Source organism: Mesorhizobium sp. B4-1-3 (assembly GCF_006439355.1).
Classification (GTDB): domain Bacteria; phylum Pseudomonadota; class Alphaproteobacteria; order Rhizobiales; family Rhizobiaceae; genus Mesorhizobium.
On record NZ_VFTG01000035.1, the window covers coordinates 20,627 to 40,989 of the forward strand.

At 64.3% G+C, this 20,363-nt stretch carries 20 protein-coding genes and 1 pseudogene; 6 read left to right on the forward strand and 15 right to left on the reverse strand.

The features are described from left to right. Positions 1-341: 341 nt before the first annotated feature. The 12 genes from lpdA to mdh form a co-directional block, all read right to left on the reverse strand. Positions 342-1,748: a dihydrolipoyl dehydrogenase gene (gene lpdA, locus FJW06_RS27385; RefSeq protein WP_140756415.1), complete on the reverse strand. Its 1,407-nt coding sequence runs from the start codon at positions 1,746-1,748 to the stop codon at positions 342-344. Positions 1,749-1,772: 24 nt separating this feature from the next. Next, on the reverse strand, positions 1,773-2,528 hold the full coding sequence (locus FJW06_RS27390) for an SDR family oxidoreductase (protein WP_140756416.1): 756 nt from the start codon (positions 2,526-2,528) through the stop codon (positions 1,773-1,775). Then, the gene (locus FJW06_RS27395; RefSeq protein WP_246674872.1) at positions 2,525-2,995 is read right to left on the reverse strand and encodes a hypothetical protein; all 471 of its coding nucleotides are present in this window, start codon (positions 2,993-2,995) and stop codon (positions 2,525-2,527) included. The genes FJW06_RS27390 and FJW06_RS27395 overlap by 4 nt, the downstream gene beginning before the upstream one ends. A gap of 32 nt (positions 2,996-3,027) precedes the next feature. Beyond that, on the reverse strand, positions 3,028-3,663 hold the full coding sequence (locus tag FJW06_RS27400; protein ID WP_246674874.1) for a DUF4241 domain-containing protein: 636 nt from the start codon (positions 3,661-3,663) through the stop codon (positions 3,028-3,030). An 88-nt stretch (positions 3,664-3,751) separates the two neighbouring features. Continuing rightward, positions 3,752-5,035: a 2-oxoglutarate dehydrogenase complex dihydrolipoyllysine-residue succinyltransferase gene (odhB, locus tag FJW06_RS27405; protein ID WP_140756421.1), complete on the reverse strand. Its 1,284-nt coding sequence runs from the start codon at positions 5,033-5,035 to the stop codon at positions 3,752-3,754. Between the two features lie 62 nt (positions 5,036-5,097). Next, complete coding sequence (locus FJW06_RS27410; protein WP_140756424.1) at positions 5,098-8,085, reverse strand: 2-oxoglutarate dehydrogenase E1 component; 2,988 nt, start codon at positions 8,083-8,085, stop codon at positions 5,098-5,100. 143 nt (positions 8,086-8,228) lie between these two features. Beyond that, positions 8,229-9,131 (reverse strand): succinate--CoA ligase subunit alpha, encoded by a 903-nt coding sequence (sucD, locus tag FJW06_RS27415; RefSeq protein ID WP_140756426.1) that lies wholly within the window; start codon positions 9,129-9,131, stop codon positions 8,229-8,231. 12 nt (positions 9,132-9,143) lie between these two features. Next, a complete protein-coding gene (locus FJW06_RS27420; protein WP_140756429.1) occupies positions 9,144-9,641 on the reverse strand; it encodes a DUF1579 family protein in 498 nt (165 codons plus the stop codon). A 3-nt stretch (positions 9,642-9,644) separates the two neighbouring features. Beyond that, positions 9,645-10,016, reverse strand: a complete 372-nt coding sequence (locus tag FJW06_RS27425) for a cupin domain-containing protein (protein WP_140756431.1) — start codon at positions 10,014-10,016, stop codon at positions 9,645-9,647. A 14-nt stretch (positions 10,017-10,030) separates the two neighbouring features. After that, positions 10,031-10,411 (reverse strand): hypothetical protein, encoded by a 381-nt coding sequence (locus FJW06_RS27430; RefSeq protein WP_140756433.1) that lies wholly within the window; start codon positions 10,409-10,411, stop codon positions 10,031-10,033. Positions 10,412-10,427: 16 nt separating this feature from the next. Continuing rightward, a complete protein-coding gene (gene sucC / locus FJW06_RS27435; protein ID WP_140756436.1) occupies positions 10,428-11,621 on the reverse strand; it encodes an ADP-forming succinate--CoA ligase subunit beta in 1,194 nt (397 codons plus the stop codon). A gap of 37 nt (positions 11,622-11,658) precedes the next feature. After that, positions 11,659-12,627, reverse strand: a complete 969-nt coding sequence (gene mdh / locus FJW06_RS27440; protein ID WP_140756438.1) for a malate dehydrogenase — start codon at positions 12,625-12,627, stop codon at positions 11,659-11,661. A gap of 211 nt (positions 12,628-12,838) precedes the next feature. Between mdh and FJW06_RS27445 the strand changes: the two genes are divergently transcribed. After that, positions 12,839-13,129, forward strand: coding sequence for a GNAT family N-acetyltransferase (locus FJW06_RS27445; protein WP_246674876.1), 291 nt, complete (start codon positions 12,839-12,841; stop codon positions 13,127-13,129). 252 nt (positions 13,130-13,381) lie between these two features. Here FJW06_RS27445 and zapE read toward each other — a convergent pair whose 3' ends face one another. The 3 genes from zapE to FJW06_RS27460 all read right to left on the reverse strand — a co-directional run bounded on the left by zapE (position 13,382) and on the right by FJW06_RS27460 (position 15,980). Then, positions 13,382-14,584 (reverse strand): cell division protein ZapE, encoded by a 1,203-nt coding sequence (zapE, locus tag FJW06_RS27450; RefSeq protein WP_140756440.1) that lies wholly within the window; start codon positions 14,582-14,584, stop codon positions 13,382-13,384. Between the two features lie 186 nt (positions 14,585-14,770). Beyond that, the gene (locus FJW06_RS27455) at positions 14,771-15,346 is read right to left on the reverse strand and encodes a protease inhibitor Inh/omp19 family protein (protein ID WP_246674877.1); all 576 of its coding nucleotides are present in this window, start codon (positions 15,344-15,346) and stop codon (positions 14,771-14,773) included. Positions 15,347-15,542: 196 nt separating this feature from the next. Further along, entirely contained in the window at positions 15,543-15,980 is a 438-nt protein-coding gene (locus tag FJW06_RS27460) for a VOC family protein (protein WP_140756442.1), read from the reverse strand. A gap of 126 nt (positions 15,981-16,106) precedes the next feature. Between FJW06_RS27460 and FJW06_RS27465 the strand changes: the two genes are divergently transcribed. The 5 genes and pseudogenes from FJW06_RS27465 to FJW06_RS27485 all read left to right on the forward strand — a co-directional run. Continuing rightward, a complete protein-coding gene (locus FJW06_RS27465) occupies positions 16,107-17,144 on the forward strand; it encodes an MBL fold metallo-hydrolase (RefSeq protein ID WP_140756444.1) in 1,038 nt (345 codons plus the stop codon). A 30-nt stretch (positions 17,145-17,174) separates the two neighbouring features. Beyond that, positions 17,175-17,336 (forward strand): DUF1328 family protein, encoded by a 162-nt coding sequence (locus FJW06_RS27470; protein ID WP_031195454.1) that lies wholly within the window; start codon positions 17,175-17,177, stop codon positions 17,334-17,336. A gap of 74 nt (positions 17,337-17,410) precedes the next feature. Beyond that, positions 17,411-18,295, forward strand: a complete 885-nt coding sequence (gene dapF / locus FJW06_RS27475) for a diaminopimelate epimerase (protein ID WP_140756452.1) — start codon at positions 17,411-17,413, stop codon at positions 18,293-18,295. Next, complete coding sequence (mtaB, locus tag FJW06_RS27480; RefSeq protein WP_140756446.1) at positions 18,295-19,620, forward strand: tRNA (N(6)-L-threonylcarbamoyladenosine(37)-C(2))-methylthiotransferase MtaB; 1,326 nt, start codon at positions 18,295-18,297, stop codon at positions 19,618-19,620. Before dapF ends, mtaB begins: the two co-directional genes overlap by 1 nt. A 14-nt stretch (positions 19,621-19,634) precedes the next feature. Further along, positions 19,635-20,363: pseudogene (locus tag FJW06_RS27485) on the forward strand (signal recognition particle-docking protein FtsY); the annotation flags it as partial.

Consider the following 20,363-nt stretch of genomic DNA (forward strand, 5'->3'; position numbering starts at 1 on the left):
ACGACAAACGGCTCGCCGGAAGGCGGGCCGTTTTGGCTTGGGCAACTACGCCTTCGTCATATCCGGACTTGACCGGGTATCCATGCCGCGACCGTTGCCGTAGAGCGCAACAGCGCAAATTCGGTGATCGTTGCAAAGCTTTAGCGTCACGGCATGGATCCTCGGGTCTACGCGCGCCGCTTCGCTCCTTGCTTGGCCCTAAAGCGCGTCGCAATCTATCAGATTCGCTCCATGCGCTTTAGGTTCTTGATTTTGCGCCTCTCTTTATCCTGAAACCGGTTCCCACTTTCGGGAGACATGCTTTAGGATGACGAAGCGATGGGTTCTGCGCCGGCGCGCAGCTAAATATGAATCGGCTTGAAGAACGTCGCCAGCGCCGCTTCCTTCACCGCTTCCGACATTGTCGGATGCGCGTGGCAGGTGCGGGCGAGGTCTTCCGAGGAACCGCCGAATTCCATCAGCACCGCCGCCTCGTGGATCATCTCGCCGGCGCCGAAGCCGACGATGTGGACGCCGAGCACGCGATCGCTCGCCTTGTCGGCCAGGATCTTTACGAAGCCGTCGGTGTGCAGCATGGCGCGCGCGCGGCCATTGGCGCTGAACGGGAATTTGCCGGACTTGTAGTCGATGCCGGCCTTCTTCAGCTCTTCCTCGGTCTTGCCGACCGAAGCGATTTCCGGGCTGGTGTAGACGACGCTCGGAATGACGTCATAATTCACATGGCCGGCCTGGCCGGCGATGGTCTCGGCCACCGCGACGCCCTCGTCCTCGGCCTTGTGCGCCAGCATCGGCCCGGCCACCACGTCGCCGATGGCATAGATGCCAGGCACATTGGTCCTGAGATGCCCGTCGGTCTTGACCCGGCCGCGCTCGTCGACCTCGACGCCCGCGTCCCTCAGCCCCAGGCTGTCGGCATAGGGGCGCCGGCCGGTGGCGACCAGTACTACGTCGGCCTCGATGGTTTCCGCAGCGCCGCCCTTGACCGGCTCGAAGGTCACGGTCGCGCCTTTCTTGGCCTTGGTCACGCCCGTGACCTTGGCGCCGAGCTTGAACTCGAAGCCCTGCTTGGAGAGCAGCCGCTGGAACTGCTTCGACACCTCGCCGTCCATGCCGCCGAGGATGGTGTCAAGGAACTCGACCACGGTGACCTTGGCGCCGAGCCGGGCCCACACCGAGCCGAGCTCCAACCCGATGACGCCGCCGCCGACCACCACGAGGCTGGCGGGCACCTTGGCCAGCGATAGCGCGCCGGTGGAGGAGACGATCACCTTCTCGTCGAAATCGACCTTGACGCCCGGAATGCCGGCGATGTCCGAGCCGGTGGCGATGACAATGTTCTTGGTCTCGATTTCCTCGACCTTGCCGTCCTCGCCGGTCACCGAAACCTTGCCGGCCCCAACCACCTTGCCGGTGCCGCGAAAGGAATCGATCTTGTTCTTCTTGAACAGGAACGCGACGCCGTTGACGTTGGAGGCGACCGTCGTGTCCTTGTGCGCCATCATTTTCTTCAGATTGAGCTTCGGCGCCGGTAACTCGATGCCCAGCGTATCGAAGGCATGGCCGGCTTCGGCGAACATCTCGGAGGCATAGAGCAGCGCCTTCGACGGAATGCAGCCGATGTTGAGGCAAGTGCCGCCGAAGGTGGCGTTCTTCTCGACCACCGCCGTCTTCAGACCGAGCTGCGCCGCCTTGATGGCGCAGACATAGCCGCCCGGTCCCGATCCGATGATTACGACGTCATAAGCCATGATGGTGTCCTTCTGGTCAGGCCTTCAACGGCCGCCGCTCACATTGAGGATCGCGCCCGTTATATAGGAGGCCGCGTCCGACAGAAGATAGAAGACCGCGCTCGCGACTTCGTCCGCCGTGCCAGCCCGTTTCATCGGCAGCATGTCCTGCATCCGCGCCACGCGGTCCGGCTGGCCGCCGGAGGCATGGATTTCAGTCTCGGTGATGCCGGGGCTGACCGCGTTGACGCGAATGCCCTCCAGCGCGACTTCACGCGCGAGCCCGATGGTCATGGTGTCGATCGCGCCCTTGGAGGCGGCGTAGTCGACATATTCGCCGGGCGAGCCGAGCCTGGCGGCAGCGGAGGAGATGTTGACGATGGCGCCTCCTTTGCCGCCATGCCTCGTCGACATGCGCTTCACCGCCTCGCGGGCGCACAGGAACGAACCGACGACATTGATGCGCATCATGCGCTCCAGCCGCGCCACGCTCATCTCGTCGACCCGCGCTTTGACGTCGACGATGCCGGCATTGTTGACGAAGGCGTCCAGCCGGCCGAAGGCGCGGTCGACGGCTTCGAACAGCGCCGTGACATCGGCCTCGCTGCCGACATCGCCCTTGACCGCGAAGGCATCGCCGCCGGCAGCCTTGAGCTCGGCGACCAGCGCGTCCGCTGCGCCCTGGTTGGAGACGTAATTGACCGCCACGCGGTAGCCGGCCCGGTTCGCCTGCCGGCAGATGGCGGCGCCGATCCCGCGGCTGCCGCCGGTGACCAGCAGCGTCTTTTTCTCGGCGTTCATTCCTGGCAGCCTTTCAGCACGAAGATGTCCCATGGCACTTTGGAGAAGCCGGCAGGACCATAGGCCGCCGACATTTCGAGCGACGGCCCGAGATCGGGGAAGATCAGGCTTCTCGGCGCGTCGACGCCTTCCGCCGGCAGCAGGCCGACGCCGCCCTTCTCGTCGGCGCTGTAGATGACGCCCTCCCAGACCGTGCAAGCGGCGAGCTCCTCGCCGGTGATGTCGCCTGTCGGGCATTTGTACATCAGCGAGCCATGCGGCCGCGCGGCGCTGCCTTCAGTCCACATTGCGATGCCGTCGAGCACGACATTGTTGTCGAGGATCATGCGGAAATTGTTGGTGATCGTCGCCGAGGTGCCGGCCGGGGTGAAGTCGATCTCGGCGCCACTCCGGGCCTCGCCATAGACGGCTAGCTGGATCGGGCAGGCGGCCTGGGCATTGGAACCGGCTGCTACCAGAGTAGCCATAAATCCGATCGTGGGCGACGCGATGTTAGTCATTACGTCGCCCGGTTGCTTTCTCGGCCGTCGGCGTTTTCGAGCACTTCGAAGTCGGTCATCAGGAGCTGTGGTTCGCCGGATGCGTCCAACCCCCAGAAAGACCGATACGCGCCGTCGCCATAGCCAGTGTCGAACATCGCTACATTGATCGGGTTGCCTTCAATCGGACTGTCGATACAAAACCTGTCGATAGTGCACGCGACGTCGGCGAGATAATCGTCAAGTTCCTCTTGGTCAGACACTATCGTCAGGAACGACTTGTCCATAGACGACGCAACCGCGTCATCAACGATAAATTCAAACTCATAGTGCGATGGGCGGTCCCGAGCAAAGGTGGCCAATTCCCAACGCACCGGCAAGCCAGAGTCGAAACGTAGTGCCGCTACGGCAATCTTGGCCCGCACCTGAAGCAGTATGACCGGGTAGCGCCCCGGCTTTACCTTGCGGCTAAATGGCGGCCGTCCCAGTCCGGTGATGAGCGGGTCGCAGGCAACGATTTCGCCGGTGGGCAATTCAAGCTCACCGATCGTGGTGACGGTGATCTTCCGTTCCGCCATCTCGGCAGAGCTGAGAGCGAAGACGCCGAGATTGCTGCTGATCTCGGAGGCCTCCCAATCGGCGGGCGAAGCGACCACGGGCAAGTCGGAGAAAAGCCAGACGCGTCCACGCCGAACGAATCGGCGTAAGGCATCTGACCAACCACTCATTGCGGATCGGCTCCGATCACAGATCGAGCACCAGCCGCTCGGGATCCTCCAGGCTTTCCTTGACGCGCACCAGGAAGGTCACGGCTTCCTTGCCGTCGACGATACGGTGGTCGTAGCTGAGCGCCAGATACATCATCGGGCGGATGACGATCTGGCCGCCGACCACCACCGGCCGCTCCTGGATCTTATGCATGCCGAGAATGCCCGACTGCGGCGCGTTCAGGATCGGCGTCGACATCAGCGACCCGTAAACGCCGCCGTTGGAAATCGTGAACGTCCCGCCTTGCATATCCGCCACTGACAGCTTGCCGTCGCGCGCGGCGAGGCCCAGCCGGCCGATCTCCTTCTCGATCTCGGCGATGGACATCTGGTCGGCATCGCGCACCACCGGCACCACCAGGCCCTTGTCGGTGCCGACGGCGACGCCGACATGGGCAAAATTCTTGTAGATGATGTCGGTGCCGTCGATCTCGGCATTGACCGCCGGGATCTCCTTCAGCGCATGCGTCACCGCCTTGGTGAAGAAGCCCATGAAGCCGAGCTTCACGCCATGCTTCTTCTCGAACACGTCCTTGTATTTGGCCCTGAGCGCCATCACGGCGCTCATATCCACCTCGTTGAAGGTGGTGAGCATGGCGGCGGTCGACTGCGCTTCCTTCAAGCGGCGCGCGATGGTCTGGCGCAGCTTGGTCATGCGCACCCGCTCCTCGCGCGGCGCATCCTCGGCCGAGGACGGCGCGCGGGCGACGACCGGCGCCGCAGCCGCCTTCGGCGTCTCGGCCGGTTGCGACGGCGCCCCCCTGGCGATGGCGTCGAGCACATCGCCCTTCAGCACCTGGCCGCGCTTGCCGGAACCGGACAACTGGTCAACGGAGAGGTTGTTTTCCGCGATCAGCTTGGCCGCCGCCGGGGCCGGCGGCATGGTGCGCGGCTCGATCGGGCCAGCGTCGCCGGCCACCTTGGCTGTCTCGGCCGCAGCCTGCTTGGTTGTGGACGCGGCGTCCGGGCTGGAAGCCTGCGCCACCGCCTGCGGCTTGGTGGCCGGAGCGGCGGCCGCACCGCCGCCGGCCGAAATCGAGCCGAGCAACGCGCCGACATTGACCGTCTCGCCTTCCTTGACGGTGATCTCGGAGAGCGTCCCGGCGCCCGCGGCGGGCACTTCCACCGTCACCTTGTCGGTTTCGAGCTCGACCAGCGGCTCGTCCGCGGCGATCGCGTCGCCGACCTTCTTGAACCACTTGCCGACGGTCGCCTCGGTGACGGATTCGCCGAGAGTGGGGACGCGGATTTCGGTAGCCATTGTGCCTGTCCGTTGTCTTCTTGAGGTCTGTTTCGTCCGGTCTGCTTGCCCGCCCAGCGCCGTTATTCGCCGAGAGCGTCGTCGAGCAGCGCGGCCAGCTGGCTGAGATGCTTCGACATCAACCCCGTCGCCGGCGAGGCCGAGGCCGGCCGTCCAGTGTAGCGCACGCGCTGATGCTTGGCGTCGATATGCGCCAGCACCCATTCGAGATAGGGATCGATGAACGACCAGGCGCCCATGTTCTTCGGCTCTTCCTGGCACCACACCATTTCGGCATTGCGGAAGCGCGACAGCTCGGTGATCAGCGCCTTGGCCGGGAACGGATAGAGCTGTTCGACGCGCAAAAGGTAAATGTCGTTGATGCCGCGCTTCTCGCGCTCCTCATAGAGGTCGTAATAAACCTTGCCCGAGCACAGCACGACGCGACGGATCTTGGAATCCTTCACCAGCTTGATCGGCTGGTCGGCCAAGAGCTGCGCATCGTCCCACAACAGCCGGTGGAACGAGCTTTCGCCCGCCATCTCCGACAACGTCGACACCGCGCGCTTGTGGCGCAGCAGCGACTTCGGCGTCATCAGGATGAGCGGCTTGCGGAAATCGCGCTTCAGCTGCCGGCGCAGAATATGGAAATAGTTGGCCGGCGTGGTGACGTTGGCGACCTGCATGTTGTCTTCGGCGCAGAGCTGCAGGAAGCGCTCCAGCCGCGCCGACGAGTGCTCCGGCCCCTGGCCCTCATAGCCATGCGGCAACAGGCAGACGAGGCCCGACATTCTGAGCCACTTGCGCTCTCCGGATGAGATGAACTGGTCGAACACCACCTGGGCGCCGTTGGCAAAGTCGCCGAACTGCGCTTCCCAGAGCGTCAGCGCCTTGGGCTCGGCCAGGCTGTAGCCGTATTCGAAGCCGAGCACCGCCTCTTCCGACAGCATCGAGTTGATGACCTCGTAGCCGGCCTGCGCCGCCGAGAGGTTGTTGAGCGGGATGTAGCGGGTCTCGTCGCGCTGGTCGTAAAGCACCGAATGGCGCTGTGAGAAGGTGCCGCGCTCCGAGTCCTGGCCGGAAAGCCGGATCGGGTTGCCGTCGAGCAGTATGGCTCCGAAGGCCAGCGCCTCGGCCGTCGACCAGTCGATGCCTTCGCCCGATTCGATCGCCTGGCGGCGGTTCTCGAGGAAGCGCAGGATGGTCTTGTGCGCCTCGAAATCCTTCGGCACCTCGGTCAGCTTCTTGCCGATCTCCTTCAGCGTGCGCACCGGCACGGCGGTCTTGCCGCGCCGCTGTTCGTCCTGGTTGTCGGCGGTCCGCAGCCCGGACCAGGCGCCGTCCAGCCAGTCGGCCTTGTTCGGCTTGTAATGCTGACCGACTTCCCATTCGGCTTCCAGATGCGCGCGCCAGTCGGCCCGCATCTTGTCGACCTCGGCCTGGGTGACGTGACCTTCGGCGATCAGCCGGTCGGCATAGATCTGCACCGTCGTCTTATGGCTGCGGATGTTGCGGTACATGATCGGCTGGGTGAAGGACGGCTCGTCGCCCTCATTGTGGCCGAAGCGGCGGTAGCAGAACATGTCCACCACCACCGGCTTGTGGAATTTCATGCGGAACTCGGTCGCGACCTTGGCCGCATGCACCACCGCTTCCGGATCGTCGCCGTTGACGTGGAAGATCGGCGCCTCGATCATCTTGGCCACATCCGACGGATAGGGCGAGGAGCGCGAGAAGCGCGGATTGGTGGTGAAACCGATCTGGTTGTTGATGATGAAATGCAGCGTGCCGGCCACGCGATGGCCGCGCAGGCCCGACAGGCCGAGGATTTCGGCGATCACGCCTTGGCCGGCAAAGGCCGCGTCGCCGTGCAGCAGCAGCGGCATCACCTTGGCGCGCTCCGACAGCGGCACGATCTCGCCGCGCTCACGGCCAGACAACTGATCCTGCTTGGCGCGCGCCTTGCCCATCACGACCGGGTCGACGATTTCCAGATGCGAGGGATTGGCCGTCAGCGACAGGTGCACCTTGTTGCCGTCGAACTCACGGTCCGACGAGGCGCCGAGATGATACTTGACGTCGCCCGAGCCTTCGACCTCGTCGGGAGCCGCCGAGCCGCCCTTGAATTCGTGGAAGATGGCGCGGTGGGGCTTGGCCATCACTTGGGAAAGCACGTTGAGGCGGCCGCGGTGGGCCATGCCGAGCACGATTTCCTTGAGGCCGAGCTGACCGCCGCGCTTGACGATCTGCTCCAGCGCCGGGATCAGCGACTCGCCACCATCGAGGCCGAAGCGCTTTGTGCCCTTGTATTTGACGTCAATATATTGCTCGAACCCTTCGGCCTCGATCAGCTTCGACAGGATCGCCTTCTTGCCGGTGGCGGTGAAGGTGATTTCCTTGTCGGCGCCTTCGATGCGCGCCTGGATCCAGGCCTTCTCTTCCGGGTCGGAGATATGCATGAACTCGACGCCGAGCGTCGAGCAATAGGTGCGGGTGAGGATGTCCAGCATCTGCCGGATAGTGCCGAATTCCAGCCCCAACACATTGTCGAGGAAGATCGGCCGGTCGTAATCGGCTTCGGTGAAGCCGTAATTCTCGGGCGACAGCTCGTTATAGTCCTCGAGCGGCTTGGCAATGCCGAGCGGATCGAGATTGGCGTGCAGGTGGCCGCGCATGCGGTAGGCGCGGATCATCATGATGGCACGCACGGAATCGCGCGTCGCCTGGTGCACGTCGGCGTCGGAAAGCACGGCGCCGTTGACGACCGCCTTTTCCTTGACCTTTTTTTCGATCGTCTTTTCGACCAAGCCCCAATTGCCGTCGAGCGCCGAGACCAGCTCGCCATTGGCCGTGAGCGGCCAGGAAGGCTTCGCCCAGGAGGCGCCCTTGGCGTTCTTGCGGACGTCGCCCGCGTCGTCCTTCAGCGCCGCGAAGAAATCCTGCCACTCCGGGTCGACCGAAGCCGGATTGTCCTCATAGGCGGCATAGAGCGCGTCGATATAGTCGGCATTGCCGCCATAGAGGAACGAGGTGAGCGAGAATTGGTCGTTGGCCTGATCTTGTCTTGCCATTTTCGTCTGCGGAGCCTGGCTCCGTCTCCTTTTAGGGAATAGTGAGTAGGCAGTAGTGAGTAGAAAGATGAAAATCCCCGCTCAGCTGCTGCTCGCCCGTTCATCCCTTTTTCACTACTGACTACTGCCTACTCACTACTGCCTTAACCCTTGATCGCCTCGACCAGCGTCGTGCCGAGCCGTGCAGGCGAGGGCGAGACCTTGATGCCGGCCGATTCCATCGCCGCGATCTTGTCTTCCGCGCCGCCCTTGCCGCCCGAGATCACCGCGCCCGCATGGCCCATGGTGCGGCCGGCCGGCGCGGTGCGCCCGGCGATGAAGCCCGCCATCGGTTTCTTGCGGCCGCGCTTGGCTTCGTCCTTGAGGAACTGCGCGGCGTCTTCCTCGGCCGAGCCGCCGATCTCGCCGATCATGATGATCGACTTGGTCTCGTCGTCGGCGAGAAACATCTCCAGCACATCGATGAATTCGGTGCCCTTGACCGGGTCGCCGCCGATGCCGACCGCCGTGGTCTGGCCGAGGCCGACATTGGTGGTCTGGAAGACTGCCTCATAGGTAAGCGTTCCCGAGCGCGAAACAACGCCCACCGAGCCCTTGCGGAAGATGTTGCCGGGCATGATGCCGATCTTGCACTCGTCGGGCGTCAGCACGCCCGGGCAGTTGGGGCCGATCAGCCGCGAGGTCGAGCGGTCGAGCCGCGCCTTGACCTTGACCATGTCCATCACCGGGATGCCTTCGGTGATGCAGACGATCAGCGGGATCTCGGCCTCGATCGCCTCGATGATGGCCTCGCCCGCGCCTGCCGGCGGCACATAGATGACCGAGGCGTTGGCGCCGGTCCTTGCCTTGCCCTCGGCCACGGTGGCGAAGATCGGCAGGGTCTCGCCCTTGGCGCTGGCCCAGGTCTCGCCGCCCTTCTTCGGGTGGATGCCGCCCACCATCTTGGTGCCGTGATAGGCCAGCGCCTGCTCGGTGTGGAATGTGCCGGTCTTGCCGGTCAGACCCTGCACCAGCACCTTGGTATTCTTGTCGACGAGAATGGACATCGCGGCCCTTTTCTAAAAACCGTTGATCGAGGAAGGCGAAACGCGCCGGTAGAGCCCGCTCACCATGTCTTGCCAAGCATTGCTGCTCGTGGGCTTGAACTGAAGTTTCATGCGATAGGTATCGATGTCGTCAAAATTGTAGGTCACGCGAGCCGAGCCGCGCGGCGACGACCGTTCCAGCGCCAGTTCGCCGCCGTTCCACGTGCCCATGGCCGGTGACATCGGCACGAACCCCATCGAGTCGAACTGATGCATGGTGACGAGGCCGTTCTGCTGGTCGAAGCCGAACACATTGTGCGCGCCGAATGAAACCGTGCCGTCGCGACGCTGGCGATAGCGCTGCACCACGAACAAGCCGCCGAACTGCGCCTCCGCCAGCACTTCCGCAGTCGCCGTGCCGGCATCGGTCCATTGCGTCGCCGCGACCTCTTCCTCGCCGCGCCATGCGCCTGCCAGCGCCTGCAGGCGTTGGTGAGCATCCGAGAGGGAAGAGAAGGGCGACGCGTTCATGGCTCAGAGCCGCTTCAGGTCGGTAACGGTGAGGTCGCTCCGGGCATTGCCGGTATTGAGCGTCGTCGCCGGCTCGAACATCAGCACCACCGGTTCCGGGCTCAGCGAGCGCGGCCGGTGCTCGACGCCGCGCGGCACGACGATGAAGTCGCCCTCGCCGAGCTCGACCGGCCCGTCGCGGAAATCGATGGCGATCCGGCCGAGCAACACCAGGAAGGCCTCGTCCTCATTGTCATGCGCATGCCAGTCAAAGATCTCGCCGAACTTGGCGACCTTGGCCTGGGCATCGTTGACGTCGCCGGCGACATGCGGATCGAAGACCTTGGTGATCGTCCGATCCGCCGCCTCAAGCAGGTTTATCTTGCGCGGAGGCATCCGCTCATTCCTTTTCATCTGGCGTCCGCGAGGCGCTGGTCGCCAATCTCATCTCTCAGATAATGGTGAGGCATAAGGCCAAGAACGTTCTCTTTGCCGTACATCCAACCTCTCATTTTCATCGAAGGTTTGAACGGACTCTTCCCGCTTCCAACGACAACGTACCACTCGCGCCCAACCTCGTCTGATGCCCGGTACAGCCAGAAATGCCGCCCATCTTCCGTTTGCTCAGAGACCGCGCCGTGCACTTTGTAGTGCATCGGCTTCTCGTCCAACTTCCAACGATCGTGGCACCAACAAAGATACTGCTCGATTTCATCGATCGAATACGGACACGCGGCCGACTGATCAAGGCTTTGAACTTCTTCCTCCCAATGGACTGGGAAGCTACTCACGCAGCGCTCTCCTCGGTTAGCCCTTCACCGCCGCCACGATCTTCTTGGCCGCATCGTCGAGATCGTCGGCCGAGACGACGTTCAAGCCGCTGTCGTTGATGATCTTCTTGCCGAGCTCGGCATTGGTGCCTTCCAGCCGCACAACCAGCGGCACTTTCAGGCCTACTTCCTTGACCGCGGCGATCACGCCTTCGGCGATGACGTCGCATTTCATGATGCCGCCGAAGATGTTGATCAGGATGCCTTCGACCGCCGGATCCTTGGTGATGATCTTGAACGCCGCCGTGACCTTTTCCTTGGAGGCGCCGCCGCCGACGTCGAGGAAATTAGCCGGCTCGGCACCATAGAGCTTGATGATGTCCATCGTCGCCATGGCAAGGCCGGCGCCGTTGACCATGCAGCCGATATTGCCGTCGAGCGCGACATAGGCGAGGTCGTATTTCGACGCCTCGATCTCCTTCTCGTCCTCTTCGGTGGTGTCGCGCAATTCCATCACGTCCGGATGGCGGAAGAGCGCATTGTTGTCGAACGACACCTTTGCATCGAGCACGCGCAGATGCCCGTCCTTCATGACGATCAGCGGGTTGACCTCGAGCAGGCTCATGTCCTTCTCGACAAAGGCCTTGTAGAGCGTCGGGAAGAGCGAGGCGCCGTCCTTCGCCGCATCGCCGTCGAGCTTCAGCGCGGCGTTGAGCGTCTTCACGTCGTCCGCCGTCACGCCCTTTTCCGGGTCGATGGCGACCGTGACGATCTTTTCGGGCGTGTCATGCGCGACCGTCTCGATGTCCATGCCGCCCTCGGTGGAGACGACGAAGGCGATGCGGCCAACCGAACGGTCGACCAGGATCGACAGATAGAGCTCGCGGGCGATGTCGGCGCCGTCCTCGATATAGAGGCGGTTGACCTGCTTGCCGGCAGGCCCCGTCTGCTTGGTGACCAGCGTGTGGCCGAGCATCTCGTTGGCGTTGGCGACAACTTCCGCCGCCGATTTCGCCAGCCGCACGCCGCCCTTGGCGTCGGGACCGAGCTCCTTGAACTTGCCCTTGCCGCGGCCGCCGGCATGGATCTGGCTCTTCACGACATAGAGCGGACCGGGCAGCGCCTTGGCGGCGGCCTCGGCCTCGCTCGCCTTGAACACCGGAACGCCGCTTGCGACCGGCGCGCCGAACGTCTTCAGCAGCGCCTTGGCCTGATACTCATGGATGTTCATGCGCTTGGTCTCCGGGGAGGGTTACTTACCGGCGAGATTATTTGCCGGCGAGATGTGGGGCGATCTTGGTGCAGGCCTCGGTCAGGCCCTGGACGGCCGCGACTGAGCTATCGAACATCTTCTGCTCGGCCTTGGAGAGGTCGATCTCGATGACGCGCTCGACGCCGCCGGCGCCGATTACCACCGGCACGCCGACATAGGTGTTCTTCACGCCATACTGGCCGGAGAGATACGCCGCGCAGGGCAGCACGCGCTTCTTGTCCTTGAGGTAGGACTCGGCCATGGCGATCGCGGACGCCGCCGGTGCGTAATAGGCCGAGCCGGTCTTGAGCAGGCCGACGATCTCGGCACCGCCGTCGCGGGTGCGCTGCACGATCTGGTCGAGCTTCTCCTTGGAGGTCCAGCCCATCTTGACGAGGTCGGGCAGCGGGATGCCGGAGACGGTCGAATAGCGGATCATCGGCACCATCGAATCGCCGTGGCCGCCGAGCACGAAGGCGGTGACGTCCTCGACCGAGACCTTGAACTCCTCGGCCAGGAAATAGCGGAAGCGGGCGCTGTCGAGCACGCCGGCCATGCCCACGACATGGCTGGTCGGCAACCCGGAGAACTTCTGCAGGGCCCAGACCATGGCGTCGAGCGGGTTGGTGATGCAGATGACGAAGGCCTTCGGCGCGTACTTCTTCAGGCCGGCGCCGACCTGTTCCATGACCTTGAGGTTGATGCCGAGAAGATCGTCGCGGCTCATGCCCGGCTTGCGCGGCACGCCGGCGGTGACGATGCACACATCCGCCCCCTCGATGCCGGCATAGTCGTTGACGCCGGTCAGCCGGGAGTCGAAGCCGTCGACGGGGGAAGACTGCGCGATGTCGAGGCCCTTGCCCTGCGGAATTCCCTCGGCGATATCGAACAGCACCACGTCGCCGAGATCCTTGAGGCCGATCATATGGGCGAGCGTGCCGCCGATCATGCCCGAGCCGATGAGCGCTATCTTGTTGCGTGCCATGTGAGGATGTTTTCCTTTGTCTGTGACGAGGTCGTGACGGGCCGGGGAGGCCGAAAGGATGCGGGAAACCGCGAGCTTTGGTCGCACCGAATAGCGCCGGCCAAAGAAAAATTCAAACGGTTATTTCGACCTCAGTGTTTTCAATCGGTTAGATGCGTCGGGGATTACGTAAACGTCAAAATTTGCGAGCCGACCGAGGAGAATTTACACAATGAACGTCGAAACCCGAAGGCTTCATCCCGGCGATGACGCGGTTGTGATGCGGGCGGCCGACGAAGTGTTCGACGAGCCGGTGCGACCGGACCGCCTCGCTGCCTGTCTCGCTTCGCCAGGCCATTTCATGATCGTGGCCATGGTCGACGGCACTGTCGTCGGCCAATGCGCCGCTGTCATTCATCGCCATCCCGACAAGGTGAGCGAGCTCTACATCGACGAGGTCGGCGTGGCGCTGCTTTCCATCGGCACCGAGCCGGACAATCTTCCGGCGTGCGCGCTTTTATGAGACGCGAAAGGAGCCGCACGGGAAGGCGGAGGACTTCGTGATGTATGTGTATCGGCCTTCGAAGTTGGCCGAAACGCCCCCGCCCTCGTCATCCTAGGGCGGAGCAAGGAGCGAAGCGACGCGCACAGACCCTAGGATCCATCCGGTGACCCTAAAGCTTTGGAACGGTTCAGAATTCTGCTCCGCCGTGTTCCATGTTCGGACATCACGGGATGATCTCGGGCAAGCCCGAGGATGACGAAGGTGAGGAGGCTACCCCTTAGCCTGCCTTGCCTCGGCGGCCGGCGCGTCCGCATCCCGCCGTTCCGCCCAGCCATCCAGCCAGTCGCGGCTCTGCATTTCGACCAGACGCGAGGCGGTGCGCTCGAATTCGAACACTTCCGTGCCGCGCTTGGCCGTGTAGAGGCCCTCGGGTGGCGCCGCGGCGCTCATCACCAGCCGCTTATGGTGGTCGTATAGAGTGTCGATCAAAAGGATGAAGCGCTTGGCCTCGTTGCGCTTGCCTTGGCCCAGCACCGGCACATGATCGATGAAGACGGTCGAGAAACGGCCGGCGAGCGCCAGATAGTCGCGCGCGCCGAGCGGCTTTTCGCAAAGGTCGGCAAAGGAAAAGCGCGCCGCGTCGCCGGCGGCGCGCGGCACGACGAGCTGGCGGCCTTTCAGCGTCAGCGTCACCTCGCCGGTCGGCTGGCCGTGCGTCATCGCCTTCCAGGCCTCGTCCAATGCGCGCTCGGCCGCGGCGTCGTCCGGCGTTAAATAGACCGGCTGGCGGTTGAGCTTTTCCTGCCGGTAGTCCTTGTCGGCATCCAGCATCATCACATGGGCATTGCGCTCGAGCAGCGAGATGAACGGCAGGAAGAGCTGGCGGTTCAGCCCGTCGCGGTAGAGGTTCTCCGGCGCCACGTTGGAGGTGGCGACCAGCACCACGCCATTGGCAAACAGCGCCGAGAACAGGCGTGACAGGATCATCGCGTCGGCGATGTCAGTGACGGAGAACTCGTCGAAGCACAGCACCCAGGCCTGGTCGGCCAGCGCCCGCGCCACCGGCGGGATCGGATCGTCTTCCTTGACCGCGCCTTCCTTGCGCGCTTGTCGGTGCTTCTGGATACGGTCCTGCACATCGGCCATGAAGTCGTTGAAATGCACGCGGCGCTTGCGCCGGACCGGCAACAGCTCGAAGAACATGTCCATCAGCATGGTCTTGCCGCGACCGACGGCGCCATGGATGTAAAGGCCCTTGACCGGCTCGCGCGGCTGCCGCTTGGCCGCGAACAGCCAACCCAGCGCGCTCGATTTGTGCGCCAGCCTTTTGGCCGAGATCTCGTCGATCAGCCGGTCGAGCGCGGCGACGATGCGCTCCTGCGCCGGATCGCGCTCGACCGCGCCGCTCTCGACGAGATGATCGTAGCGCTGCCTGACGGTCGCATGGGTCTGGATACCGTCGCGCAGATGCATGGGTCACGTCATTTGCTTTGAGCAGGATGCTCTAAGGAGGCGCCAGGCTATGTTGGGATTCAGGTCAGGCCGAGCCGAGAAGGGCGGGTTCCGAGCACCGGAGCGGAGCGTACTTGAAGCACATGAGCACCGGAAGCGCAGGAAGCCGCCGTTCGCAGGCCGGCATCACCTGAATATCAGCATAGCCTACCTTGTAAGCGAGATCGGCTGCCCATTGGAAGTCTGGCCGTCGAACTTTTCGCCGCCGGACGAATAGAGCCTGGCCAGCGTGCCGCCATTTTCGCCGTAAAGCGTCAGCTGCTTGCCGGCGACATTCCATGACTTGATGCCGTCGATCGGCGCCGGGCAATGCAGCGGGCCGGCGCGGTAACCAGCGCCGAACTTGGTCTGCGGCGTCGCCACCTTGCAGCTCTGCCCGGAGACATTGACGTTCCACACGCCGGCGACGCTGGCCGCGGTGAGATCGGTGGCGCCGGCCGGCGCCGTGCCGTCCGGCGGCAGCGAGGCGACTTGAGTGTTCTTCGGCGCGGTCGGGAATTGCGACGGATCTGTGGTGCCGGGGGAAGCCGGCGGCGGCAGCTGATTCTGCGTCACCGTGCCGGACGGCGCCGGCGTCAGCGGCGCCGGCTGCTGGTCGTCCATCGACGAGAAGCGCGAGGTCGAGCATCCGCTCGCAGCCAGCGCGGCCAGCGATACGGCCACAAGGCCGCTCTTCGAAAAGAGGTGGCGCCGCGAAAAGGGGCGGGTCATCGAAAAATTCATCAAAACCTCCGTCGGATCCGGCCGGGGGGAGCCATCCGCGTAATCTTCGCTCCACCAAGATGGCGAAGGTGGCAGAATTTCAACCCGATATGGTTAAAATAGGGTTTTCGAGCCGGATGTTGCAAATTTATCGCAGTAAGCGAACGGTGCCGGAGGCGCGCTCGATTCGATCTTCCAAGCCATTGAAATCCCGGTGTTAAATTCGGGCGCTCGGCACGAACACATAGCCGTCCGGGCCGACGATGTAGCATTCGCGCAGCCCATGCGGCTTATCGATGGAGCCGGCCAGCACGACGTGGCCGAGCGCCGCCGCCTTTTTCTCGACCGCATCCGGATCGGCGCCGTAAAGGCGCAGTTCTATGCCGGCGCCGCGTGTTTCGGCACCCGCGGTGACACCGGTCATCGGATTGTCGAGAAAGCTATGGTCGGCATGGAGCATGAAGATCGAGCCCAGAAGCTCGATCGCCGCGAAATCCTCGTCGGCATAGATGATCCTGGCGCCGAGCACGTCCTGGCAGAAAGCCTCCATCGCCGCCATGTCGGTGACCAACAGGTTGACGCCGACCCCAAGCGGCAGCGAGCGGCCGAAATCCTCAGCCTTCATCCACGGTGTCTTGGTCCGCTTCATCGCCATGACGGTTCAACCCTCTCTCCCGATCCTAATTGAACCGGGCTTCGCCCGTTGGCATTCGCCAGCAAAATGCTTGCGCCAGACGGGCGCGTCCTTATCTCAGGAAAGACCGAGTCGACGGGAGAGTGAATGGCCGCGAGAACAAGAACCGCCAACCGCTATTACAACGGCCCGCCTAGCGATCATTTCGACGGCGCCTTGTTCTTCAATCCCGGCGGCAAGCCGCCCGGGCGCTTCAGCGATCTTCTCAGATGGCAGTTCGGCGGCAATCGGGCGAAATGGCCGGCCGCCTGGCCAAGCCCGCATCCGTCGGCAAAGCCGGACGAACGGTTGGATGGCGGCACGCTCAGGCTCACCATGGTCGGTCATGCCTCGCTTCTCATCCAGACCGCCGGGCTGAACATCCTGACCGATCCGGTGTGGTCGGAGCGCGCCTCGCCCTTCACCTTTGCCGGCCCGAGAAGGGTCAACGCGCCGGGAATCGTCTTTGCCGACCTGCCGCCGATCGATCTGGTCCTGGTCAGCCACAATCACTACGACCATCTCGACCTCGCCACGCTGAAGCGGCTGAAGGAGAGACACGACCCGCTGGTGATCACGCCGCTCGGCAACGACGCCATCATCGGCCGCGCGGTGCCCGGCATGCGGCTCGGCGTGTACGATTGGGGCGGCCAGGTCGATATCGGCGCGGCCGCCATTCATGTCGAGCCGGCGCATCACTGGTCGGCGCGCGGCGGACGCGACCGCCGCATGGCGCTGTGGGCCGGCTTCGTGATCGAGACCGCGAGCGGCAAGATCTATTTTGCCGGCGACACCGGCTTCCATGACGGCATCAACTACCGGCTGATGGGAAAAAAGCATGGTGGCTTCCGCCTCGCCATCCTGCCGATCGGCGCCTATGAGCCGCGCTGGTTCATGGCGCCGCAGCATCAGAATCCCGAGGAGGCCGTGCAGGGCATGAAGCTCTGCAACGCGGCCTTCGCGGCCGGCTGCCACTGGGGCACCTTCCATCTCACCGACGAGCCGATCGACGAGCCGGCGCAGAAGCTGGCCGAGGCGTTGGCCGCCGAAGACCTGCCACCGGAGCGTTTCCGTGCCATGCTGCCGGGAGAGCTGTGGGACGTGCCGGCCATCTACAAAGGAACCCAAACCGGCCAAACGCGTTGATCCGGCGACGCAATTTCGCCGGAGCTTCCCATGATCAGGTGGATCATCATTCTTCTCATCATTGCCGCCGCCGCAAGCTTGCTCGGCATGCCGGCTTTGGCTGGCGCGGCCGCTACCGGCGCGCGCATCCTGATCGGCATCGTGCTGATCATCTTTCTGCTGATCGTGCTCGGCGTCTTCGCCGTCACATAAGGCGCGGGCTGGACTGGTAATTCCGGGCCGTTTCAGCCATATAGCGGCCAAACGGAACTGGAATGACCGGCTGGATGGCAGGCACCGCCCCCTTCGCCAAGATGAACGGCATCGGCAACGAGATCATCGTTGCCGACATGCGCGGCCGTGCCGACAAGGTGTCGGCGGAAGCGGCAATCGCCCTCAACGCCGACACGGCGACCAAGTTCGACCAGATCATGGCGATCCATGACGCGCGCACGCCGGGCACCGCCTACTATATCGACATCCTGAATTCCGACGGCACCAGCGCGCAGGCCTGCGGCAACGGCACACGCTGCGTCGTCCAGGCTCTGGCCGCCGAAACCGGCCAGAAGAGCTTCACCTTCGAAACCCGCGCCGGCATCCTCAATGCTCAAGAGCATGCCGACGGCACGATCTCGGTCGACATGGGCAAGCCGCGCTTCGGCTGGCAGGAGATCCCGTTGGCGGAAGAGTTCCGCGACACTCGCATGATCGAATTGCAGATCGGCCCGATCGACGCGCCGGTTCTGCATTCGCCGTCAGCGGTATCGATGGGCAATCCGCACGCCATCTTCTGGGTCGACAATGACGTCTGGTCCTACGAGCTCGACCGTTTCGGCCCGTTGCTCGAGAACCATCCGATCTTCCCGGAGCGCGCCAACATCACCATCGCGCAGGTGACCTCGCCCGAGACGATGATCATCCGCACTTGGGAGCGAGGCGCCGGCCTCACCCAGGCCTGCGGCTCCGCCGCATGTGCCGCCGTGGTGGCGGCCGCCCGCACCAAGCGCACCGGCCGCAGCGTCTCGCTGCTGACGCCCGGCGGCGGCGAATTGCATGTCGAATGGCGCGACGACGACCACGTCATCCTGACCGGCGCTGCCGAGTGGGAGTTTTCCGGCAGCTTGGATCCCACGACCGGCGCCTGGGTCCGCGACACCGAAAGCGCCGCCTGATGTCCGCCCTTGAAAAAGGCGCGCCCCAGGCCCCCGCCGGCAAGGGCATCAACGTCGTCACCTTCGGCTGCCGCCTCAACACCTATGAATCGGAAGTGATGCGCCGCGAGGCCGAAAGCGCCGGCCTCGGCGCGCTCCAGGGCGGCGCCGTCATCTTCAACACCTGCGCCGTCACGGCCGAAGCGGTGCGCCAAGCCAAGCAGGCGATCCGCAAGGCGCGCCGCGAGAACCCTTCAGCCCGCATCATCGTCACCGGTTGCGCGGCGCAGACCGAGCCGCAGAATTTCGCCGCGATGGACGAGGTTGACCTCGTGCTCGGCAATGAGGAGAAGCTCAAGGCCAATTCCTATCGCGCGCTGCCCGATTTCGGCGTCAACGACACCGAGAAGGCGCGCGTCAACGACATCTTTTCGGTGCGCGAGACGGCAAGCCACATGGTCGACGCCATCGAGGGCCGGGCGCGCGCCTTCGTTCAGGTGCAGAATGGCTGCGACCATCGCTGCACCTTCTGCATTATCCCCTATGGCCGCGGCAACTCGCGCTCGGTGCCGATGGGCGCCGTGGTCGAGCAGGTCAAGCGTCTCGCCGGCAACGGCTATGCCGAGCTCGTTTTGACCGGCGTCGACATGACCAGCTTCGGCGCCGACCTGCCCGGCGCGCCAAAACTGGGAAAACTGGTGAAGACGATTCTTCGCCAAGTGCCGGATGTGAAGCGGCTCCGGCTGTCCTCGATCGATTCCATAGAGGCCGACGATGACCTGCTCGACGCGATCGCCACCGAACCAAGGCTGATGCCGCATCTGCATCTGTCGCTGCAATCGGGCGACGACATGATCCTGAAGCGCATGAAGCGCCGCCATCTGCGCGACCAGTCGATCCGCTTCTGCGAGGACGTGCGCAAGCTGCGCCCCGGCGTCGTCTTCGGCGCCGACATCATCGCCGGCTTTCCGACCGAGACCGAGGCGATGTTCGAGAATTCGGAGAAAATCGTCGAGGAATGCGGCTTGACGCATCTGCACGTCTTCCCGTTCTCGCCGCGTGAGGGCACGCCCGCCGCGCGCATGCCGCAGGTCCGCCGCGAGGTGGTGAAGGCGCGCGCCGCGAGGCTGCGCGCCGCCGGCGAGGCCGCCTATCGTCGTCATTTGTCGTCGCTCTCCGGCACGAGGCAGTCGATCCTCATCGAGCGCGACGGGCTCGGCCGCACCGAAGGCTTCACGCTGGCCGCGATCGCCGCCGGACAACCGGGCGAGATCGTCGAGGCCGTCATCACCGGCCATGACGGCGCCCGACTGATTGCGGCGCCCTTTGCCGCGCAAGCCGCCTGAGAACTGCGAGACGCATGGCTGGTTTCTTCAAGAAGATATTTTCGTTCGGCAGAAAAGAGGTCGTCGAGGAGCGTGCCGATGAGGCCGCCCCGCTGCCGCCGATCAAATGGGATCAGCTGGACGCGCTGAAGCCGGAGGCCGAGCAGGCGGCGCCGGCGGAAGTGCTGGCGCGCGAGCAGGAGCCTGCGGAGGCTGCGCCGGCGAGCGAACCCTCTCTCGAGCTTGCTCCCGCTCCGCTGCCTGAAGAGCCGAAGCCCGAGCCCTCTCCGACCGTTCCACCGGCGCCCGAGCCGATCGTTCCCGCGGAGCCGGAACCGCTGCCAGGGCCTGAACCGGAAGAAGAGCCCCAACCGGTGCCCGAGAAGCCCGGGCCGCCGGCGCCCGAAGAAGTGCCGCCGACACAACCCGAGCCTTTACCCGCGCCGGTACCGACACCCGAACCTGCGCCGCAGGAAGTGCCGGCACCCGCGCCGGCTCAGCCCGACATCGAGCCTTCGCGTCCGGAACCGCTGCCCGAGCCGGCGCCGGTCGAAGTGCCGACGCCGCCTGCCGAAGTCCCGGTCGAGCCGCCGGCGCCCATCGAGGTTCCACCAGCGGCGCCGCCCCCCATCGAGCCATCCTCGCAAGCCGGCGCCACCCCTCATCCGCCTGCCGGCACCTTCTCCCCGTATAGGGACGGGGAGAAGGAAGAAGCTCCAGCGCCCCACCCTCCCCTGGATGGGGAGGGTCGCCACGAAGTGGTG

Bases quoted from the DNA above. Each gene is read 5' to 3' on its own strand.
- lpdA (WP_140756415.1), bottom strand. From the start codon at position 1,748: ATGGCTTATGACGTCGTAATCATCGGATCGGGACCGGGCGGCTATGTC.
- FJW06_RS27390 (WP_140756416.1), bottom strand. From the start codon at position 2,528: ATGAACGCCGAGAAAAAGACGCTGCTGGTCACCGGCGGCAGCCGCGGG.
- FJW06_RS27395 (WP_246674872.1), bottom strand. From the start codon at position 2,995: ATGGCTACTCTGGTAGCAGCCGGTTCCAATGCCCAGGCCGCCTGCCCG.
- odhB (WP_140756421.1), bottom strand. From the start codon at position 5,035: ATGGCTACCGAAATCCGCGTCCCCACTCTCGGCGAATCCGTCACCGAG.
- FJW06_RS27410 (WP_140756424.1), bottom strand. From the start codon at position 8,085: ATGGCAAGACAAGATCAGGCCAACGACCAATTCTCGCTCACCTCGTTC.
- sucD (WP_140756426.1), bottom strand. From the start codon at position 9,131: ATGTCCATTCTCGTCGACAAGAATACCAAGGTGCTGGTGCAGGGTCTG.
- FJW06_RS27420 (WP_140756429.1), bottom strand. From the start codon at position 9,641: ATGAACGCGTCGCCCTTCTCTTCCCTCTCGGATGCTCACCAACGCCTG.
- FJW06_RS27425 (WP_140756431.1), bottom strand. From the start codon at position 10,016: ATGCCTCCGCGCAAGATAAACCTGCTTGAGGCGGCGGATCGGACGATC.
- sucC (WP_140756436.1), bottom strand. From the start codon at position 11,621: ATGAACATCCATGAGTATCAGGCCAAGGCGCTGCTGAAGACGTTCGGC.
- mdh (WP_140756438.1), bottom strand. From the start codon at position 12,627: ATGGCACGCAACAAGATAGCGCTCATCGGCTCGGGCATGATCGGCGGC.
- FJW06_RS27445 (WP_246674876.1), top strand. From the start codon at position 12,839: ATGAACGTCGAAACCCGAAGGCTTCATCCCGGCGATGACGCGGTTGTG.
- zapE (WP_140756440.1), bottom strand. From the start codon at position 14,584: ATGCATCTGCGCGACGGTATCCAGACCCATGCGACCGTCAGGCAGCGC.
- FJW06_RS27455 (WP_246674877.1), bottom strand. From the start codon at position 15,346: ATGAATTTTTCGATGACCCGCCCCTTTTCGCGGCGCCACCTCTTTTCG.
- FJW06_RS27460 (WP_140756442.1), bottom strand. From the start codon at position 15,980: ATGGCGATGAAGCGGACCAAGACACCGTGGATGAAGGCTGAGGATTTC.
- FJW06_RS27465 (WP_140756444.1), top strand. From the start codon at position 16,107: ATGGCCGCGAGAACAAGAACCGCCAACCGCTATTACAACGGCCCGCCT.
- FJW06_RS27470 (WP_031195454.1), top strand. From the start codon at position 17,175: ATGATCAGGTGGATCATCATTCTTCTCATCATTGCCGCCGCCGCAAGC.
- dapF (WP_140756452.1), top strand. From the start codon at position 17,411: ATGGCAGGCACCGCCCCCTTCGCCAAGATGAACGGCATCGGCAACGAG.
- mtaB (WP_140756446.1), top strand. From the start codon at position 18,295: ATGTCCGCCCTTGAAAAAGGCGCGCCCCAGGCCCCCGCCGGCAAGGGC.